Genomic DNA, 6,423 nt, shown 5'->3' with positions numbered 1-6,423 from the left:
GTCCCGCGGTGCGGGACCGTACCGGCGCGCCGCCGGACGTCCTGGTTACGCGACCGGGCGGGGGCGTCCCCGTCCACGGGTGAGGCTGTAACCGGCGATGCCCGCGAGCGCGCCCAGCACGCCCCCTGCCGCGGTCCAGATCCAGCGGTCGGACCACCAGCCGCCGCCCCAGCCGTCCTCGGGCTGGGCCAGCCCGGCCGGCACCGGCGAGGCGCTCGGGTCGGCCTCGTCGTCCGCCGCCTCGTCGGACTCCTCCGTGGCGGAGGCGGACGGCACGGCGTTGGGGTCGAGGGTGGCCCCGGCCTTGGCGACCGGGGTGAGCGGGGCGGCGAGTTCGCCGTCGACGGCCTTGGAGCCGCCCGCGTCCGTCGAGGTGGTGCCGACCTGTGCCTGGACCGGCAGGCCGAGGTCCTCGTCCGGGAGCCGCAGCACGGTCAGGCGGATGTAGTACGCGCCCGGGAGCGGGTCGTCGGCCCATGCCTCGGACCATGCACGCACGGTGCGCAGCCGGCAGCTCAGCTCCAGCTGGGTGTCCTGCGCGGACGCCGTCCTGGCCGGCTTGCCCGCGGTGCACGCCTGACGGCGGCGCAGGCCGTCGTAGACGTCGAGCTGCCAGGTCTGGTCGCCGTGCCGGCTCGCGGACTCCGGCAGGCTGACCGTCGCGGAGACCGTGGGCACCTCGCCCACCGCGGCCGGGAACACCCAGTACAGGTAGTCGCCGGTGGAGGCGCCGGCCGGGACGGTCCGCACCCCCGGCCGGAGGTTCCCGGCGGTCCGGAAACCGGTGCCGGGCTGGACGGTCTCCTCGGTGGCCCCCGTTCCGCTCACGCCCGGGCTGGGCGTGGCGTCGTCCGCGGCGGCGGTGCCCGCTCCGGCGGCGAACAGGGCCGCGCCCGCAAGCAGTACGGCGGCCGCCCGGCGCGCCGTTCGGATGGTACGCATCAGTTGGTCCTCCAGACGGCGACGCGCCAGCGCGAGATCCAGCCCCACAGCACACCGGCGACGAGGCCGGTCACGACCAGCAGGGCCAGCAGCCACCAGCCGCGGCCCAGGCCGAAGGAGGCGACGTCGGACGGCTCGTCGGGCGAGGAGACCAGGTCGACGCTGAGTTCGAGCGGCAGGCCCGGGGTGCGCTTCACGGCGTCCGGGGCGGAGAAGGAGTTGCTGACCTCGATGCACACCGTGCGGGCGGCCGCGGCGTCGTCGTCGTCGCGCTCCGGCCAGGCGTAGCGCAGACCGGAGGAGATGACGTCGGTGCGTCCGCTGCCCGCTTCCGAGCCGCGGACGAGTTCCCGGCCGCCGGAGGTGACGGCCCGTACGAGGACGCCGTAGTCGCGGTTGACGGCGCGGTCGGCGCCGACGCTGACGGAAGCGCGCAGTTCCTGGCCGTCGGTGACGCTCACTCGGTACCAGCGGTGCTCGGTGAACGCCTCGCGGTCGCTGTAGACACCGGCCCCGAGCAGCGGGGCGTCGGCGCAACGGTCGGCGCCCTGGGTCACGGTGGGGGTGACGACCACGTTGTCGGCGGAGCGGTCGACGAGTTGCTTGATGCGGTCGGAGAGCTGGTCGGCGTGGTCGACGGCGGTGTAGGTACCGCCGGTCGCCTCGGCGATGCAGCTCAGCTGCTCGCGGATCTTGGTGTTGGGCACCAGGCCGAGGGTGTCGACGACCAGGTGGGTGCCCTCGGCGGCGAGTTCACGCGCGACCTCGCACGGGTCGAGCGGCTGGCAGGTGTCCTCGCCGTCGGTGATGAGCACGATCCGGCGGGTGCCGTCACCGCCCGCGAGGTCCTTGCCCGCGGCCTGCAGGGCGGGGCCGATCGGCGTCCAACCGGTGGGGGCGAGGGTGGCGACCGCGGTCTTGGCCTCGGTGCGGTCGACGCTGCCGACCGGGTAGAGGGCCTCGGTGTCCTTGCAGCCGACCACCTTGTCCTTGCCGGGGTAGTTGGCGCCGAGGGTGCGTATGCCGAGCCGGACCTCGTCCGGTACGGCGTCGATGACCTCGTTGAACGCCTGCTTGGCCGCCGACATGCGGGACCTGCCGTCGATGTCGTTGGCCCGCATCGAGCCGCTGACGTCGAGCACGAGCTCGACCTTCGGGGCCTCGTGCGCGGTCTCCGGCCCGTCGTCCGCGGCGGCCGGCGCCGCGGCCGGGAAGAGCGCGGTGGCGAGGGTGGCCGCGAGGCCGCACAGCCCCACCGCCAGCCGTTTGCTTGTGATCATTGGCGGATCCTATGGAAGATCCGACTCCGCCCCCAACTCGGCCCGGACCGCTCTTCCGTGACCCTCCCCGCAGCGGACCACGCTTCGGGCCCGGGACACCGCGCTGACCAGCGACGGTCGAGGGTCACCGCTCCCGTTCGGCTCGGCCGACCTGCCTGATGGCCCGTCAGATCGGAGTCCACCCCGCCACCACCACATCTGCGGGACCACGCCGGCCACTTCCCGGCATCCATAGCGTCCCATTGACGATAAGTGGCTCCTCGTGCCAGGCTGACGCGGCATCACGCCGGAGATCCGTCCTGAACCGGCTGCCCCCGGGATGCCCCGGGACCGCCGCGTTCGACCAGGACAGCGCTCGCCCTGCACTCGCCGTTCGGCCCGTCCCGCACGTGCCGCCGGACCACCTGGAGGACGCCCGTGGCCCACACCCCCGCACCCCATCCCCACCTCGACGCGCGGGCCGCAGACCGGGCCGCCGGGGTGTTGCTCGGCGCGGCCGTGGGCGACGCGCTGGGTGTGCCCTACGAGTTCAAGGCGACGCTGAGTGAGGATCAGCAGCCGCGGATGATCGGCGGCGGCTTGGGGCCGTACGAGCCGGGCGAGTACTCCGACGACACTCAGATGCAGGTCTGCATCGCCCAGGTGGCGGCAACCGGAGCGGATCTGCGCGGCCCCGAGGCCCTGGACGCGATCGCCGCCAACTTCCAGGGCTGGCTGAGCGAAGGCGCCAGCGACGTCGGCAACCAGACCAGCCTCGTCCTGAGCACCGCTGCCCGCGCCCCCGGGCCGGCGGGCACGGCGATGCGGGAGGCCGCCCGCGAGTACACCGCCGGCAACGCGCGCAGCGCCGGGAACGGCTCGTTGATGCGGACCGGGATCGTCGCCCTCGCACACCTCGGTGACCCCGCCGCGATGGCCGAGGCCGCCATCGCCGTCAGCGCGCTCACCCACCCCGACCCCGATTGCGCCGACGCCTGCGTGCTGTGGTGCTCCGGCATCCGCACCGCGGTGCTGTACGGCACCTTCGACGGCGTGCGCGATGGCCTGGCCCTGCTCCCGCCCGAGCGCCGGGAGACGTGGGCGAAGCGGCTGGACGCGGCGGAGGCCCACCCGCCGCACCACTTCGGCAACAACGGCTGGGTGGTCCACGCGCTCCAGGCCGCCTGGTCGGCCATCACCCGCACCGCTGTTCCGGAACTGAACGCTGCCGAAGGTGACTTCCCCGCCCGGCACCTGCGCCTCGCCCTGGAGGCGGCGGTACGCGCCGGAACGGACACCGACACCGTCGCGGCGATCGCGGGCGCCCTGCTCGGCGCGCGCTGGGGCTGCTCCGGCATCCCCCTGGAGTGGCAGCAGGCCGTCAACGGCTGGCCGGGGCTCACGGGCGCCGACCTGGTCCGGCTGGCCGTGCTCACCGCCCGGGGCGGGAACGACGACGACGCCGGCTGGCCCTCGGCGCCGCGTTTGCCGGCCGGTGGCCACCCCGGCTTCGCCATCCCCCACCCGCACGACGACGGGGTGATCCTGGGCAACCTGGCCCTGGCCCAGGGCACCGAGCCGGTCGACGTCGACGCCGTGGTCTCGCTCTGCCGCGTCGGTTCGGACCCGCTCCTGCCCGGCACACCCGACGTCGAGCAGGTCCGCGTCTGGCTGGTCGACAGCGAGGGAGCGAACGCCAACCTCCACCACGTCGTGGACCAGGCCGCCCGCCAGGTGCTGCGGCTGCGCCAGGAGGGCAAGCGGGTCCTGCTCCACTGCCACGCCGGGCAGAGCCGCACCCCGGCCGTCGCCGCCGTCTTCAGCCACCTGGCCAAGGGCACCGATGCGGAGAGCGCGCTGCGGGACCTGCGCCGGGCGCCGACCGGTGGCTGGCACCTCCACGCGCACCCCGAACTCCAGTCCGCGGTCCACGATCTGACCGCCCCGGCGGCGGCCGCCGGAGCCCGGATCGGCGAGGGCAGGCGGGAGGCGTCCGATCTGGAACCCGACGCAGGGCAGCGGCCTAGGGACTTCCCGAGGGAGAAGGCCTCCGTGTCCCGGGTGCGCGGGCTGCTGCTCGGCCTCGCCGTGGGCGACACGGTCGGCCGCGCCCGGGGCAAGGTGCCGGCCGACGGCCCGTTGCGGGCCGGGGTCAGCACCCAGCTGGCCTGCTTCACCGCCGAGGGCACGATCCGCGCTCTCGTGCGCGCCGGGCAGAAGGGCGTCTGCCATCCTCCGTCGGTGGTGTGGCACGCGTACTGCCGGTGGGCGGCCGTGCAGGGCCTCAAGGCCCGCCGCTGGGGGTCGGGCGAAGAGGTGTGGCCCGACGGCTGGCTCGCCCAGGTGCCCGTACTCGCCGAACGACGTGGTTCAGCGCCCGCGACCGTAGCCGCCCTGGCCGGGATCGAGCAGGGCACCGCGGGGAAGCCGCCGACGACCAGCCGCGGCTGCCACGCGCTGACCCGCACCCTTCCCGCCGCGGTCATCGGCGCCGCGCAGGGCCCGGCACAGGCTGCCGTGTTCGCCCATGAGCTGGCCGCCCTCACCCACGGCGACCGGGCCGCGCACTCCGCGGCGGCCCATGCCGTCGTCCTGGCCCACCACTGCCTGACCGGCGGAGCCGACGGGCCGCCGCCGGCGGGCAGCCGGTCCGGCGTACGGGACGCCTTGGAACGCGGCCTGCTGGACCTTCGCAGCGCCGATCCCGGCCCGACCGCCCGTGCCGGGGAACTCGACGCCCTCGCCGCCGCACTCCAGGAGGCCGACGCCCACCCGGCCGACGCCAAGCGGCTCGCCGACCTCGCACCCGACGCCACAGCGCCCTCGGCGCTGCTCGGCGGCGTGTACGTCGCGGCCTCCTTCCCCCGGCGGGACCAGGTGAGCGCCGCACTGCGCTTCGCCGCCGGTGCCCCGGACGGCGACTCGGTGGCCTGCGTGGCCGGCGCGCTGCTCGGAGCGGCACACGGCGCCGAGGCGCTGCCGGTCGATCTGGTCAGTCGCCATGAACTGGCCTGGGTCCTCGACACCTTGGCCCGCGATCTCGTCGCCGGGCCCGCCGGCTCCGCCGACGGCAGCGCATACGCCTCGGGCCGGGACGAGCACGGGTGGGATCGCTACCCCGGTTGGTGAGCCGCGTCCCGTGCCGAAACCCCCCGTCCCCGGTCCCGCGTGACACCGGGGACGGGGCCGGGGCGGTGGCCGGCTGGACGTGGGCCCGCCTGCCTCCGGGCCGTCGCGGTACGGTGCGTTCTGCACATTGCAAAGCGTCCCCAACATGCTTTGCCAGACCCTGACGTCATGACAAACTACGCGGGGATCAGCGGTGTTGGAGGGGATGGACCGTGACTGAAGCGCGGGCGGCAAGCGCTCCCACCGTGCTGCGGGTGGTGCTCGGCAGACGCCTCCAGGACCTCCGCGAGAGGGCCGGCCTCTCCTACGAGCAGGCGGCCCGCGCCCTGGACGTCACCCACGCCACGGTCCGCCGCATCGAGAAGGCCGAGGTGGGCCTGCGCATCCCGTACGTGGAGAAACTGCTCCTCACCTACGGCGTCACCGAGCCCGCCGAGATCGCCAACTTCCTGGAACTGGCCCGCGAGGCCAACCGTCCCGGCTGGTGGCACCGCTTCCGTGACGTGCTCCCCGAGTGGTTCAGCGCCTTCGTCAGCCTGGAGGGCGCCGCCGAGCTGATCCGCGCCTACGAACCGCACTACGTCCCGGGGCTGCTGCAGACCCCGCAGTACGCGGAGGCCGTGCTGCGCGCGGGGCGGCCGCACGCCTCGCGGGAGGAGGTCGAGCGCGGCGTCGCGCTGCGCATGCAACGGCAGGCGCTGCTCACCCGCGACGACCCGCCGCTGCTGTGGGTCGTGATGGACGAGACGGTGCTGCGCCGCCCCATCGGCGGCCCCGAGGTGATGCGCCTGCAGATCGACCGCCTGATCGAGGCGTGCGGGATGCCCCAGGTGCGACTGCAGGTGCTGCCCTTCGCGTCGGGGCCGCACCCGGCGATGTACGGTCCGTTCCACATCTTCCGCTTCCCGCTGCCGGAACTGCCGGACATCGCGTACGCGGAGAGCCTGATCGGCGCGGTCTACCTCGACGAACGCGAGGACGTCTCACGGTTCCGCGAGGCCCTGGACCGGATGAGCGCCCAGGCCCTGCCTGCGGGCCCCACCCGGGAGTTCCTGGAGGAGGCACGGGGCCGGCTGTGAGGCCGGGCGCCGTG

4 protein-coding genes are annotated in these 6,423 nt (G+C 74.7%); 2 read left to right on the top strand and 2 right to left on the bottom strand.

From position 1 onward, the window contains the following. Positions 1 to 45: 45 nt before the first annotated feature. Both ABZ312_RS21585 and ABZ312_RS21580 read right to left on the bottom strand, forming a co-directional pair. Positions 46 to 942, bottom strand: a complete 897-nt coding sequence (locus ABZ312_RS21585) for a hypothetical protein (protein ID WP_500358930.1) — start codon at positions 940 to 942, stop codon at positions 46 to 48. Then, positions 942 to 2,222 (bottom strand): VWA domain-containing protein, encoded by a 1,281-nt coding sequence (locus ABZ312_RS21580; protein ID WP_500323196.1) that lies wholly within the window; start codon positions 2,220 to 2,222, stop codon positions 942 to 944. The genes ABZ312_RS21585 and ABZ312_RS21580 overlap by 1 nt, the downstream gene beginning before the upstream one ends. A gap of 417 nt (positions 2,223 to 2,639) precedes the next feature. Between ABZ312_RS21580 and ABZ312_RS21575 the strand changes: the two genes are divergently transcribed. Further along, positions 2,640 to 5,330, top strand: coding sequence for an ADP-ribosylglycohydrolase family protein (locus tag ABZ312_RS21575; RefSeq protein WP_500438506.1), 2,691 nt, complete (start codon positions 2,640 to 2,642; stop codon positions 5,328 to 5,330). Positions 5,331 to 5,542: 212 nt separating this feature from the next. Continuing rightward, positions 5,543 to 6,409, top strand: coding sequence for a Sco1979 family transcriptional regulator (locus tag ABZ312_RS21570; protein WP_500323193.1), 867 nt, complete (start codon positions 5,543 to 5,545; stop codon positions 6,407 to 6,409). Positions 6,410 to 6,423: the final 14 nt, after the last annotated feature.

This window comes from Streptomyces sp. NPDC006207, assembly GCF_040613835.1.
Taxonomy (GTDB): domain Bacteria; phylum Actinomycetota; class Actinomycetes; order Streptomycetales; family Streptomycetaceae; genus Actinacidiphila.
The sequence above is the reverse complement of the archived record's forward strand: the minus strand, read 5'-3'. Positions and strand labels throughout refer to the sequence as shown.

Excerpts from the sequence above, each read along its gene's own strand:
- ABZ312_RS21585 (WP_500358930.1), bottom strand. The coding sequence starts at position 942 with ATGCGTACCATCCGAACGGCGCGCCGGGCGGCCGCCGTACTGCTTGCG.
- ABZ312_RS21580 (WP_500323196.1), bottom strand. The coding sequence starts at position 2,222 with ATGATCACAAGCAAACGGCTGGCGGTGGGGCTGTGCGGCCTCGCGGCC.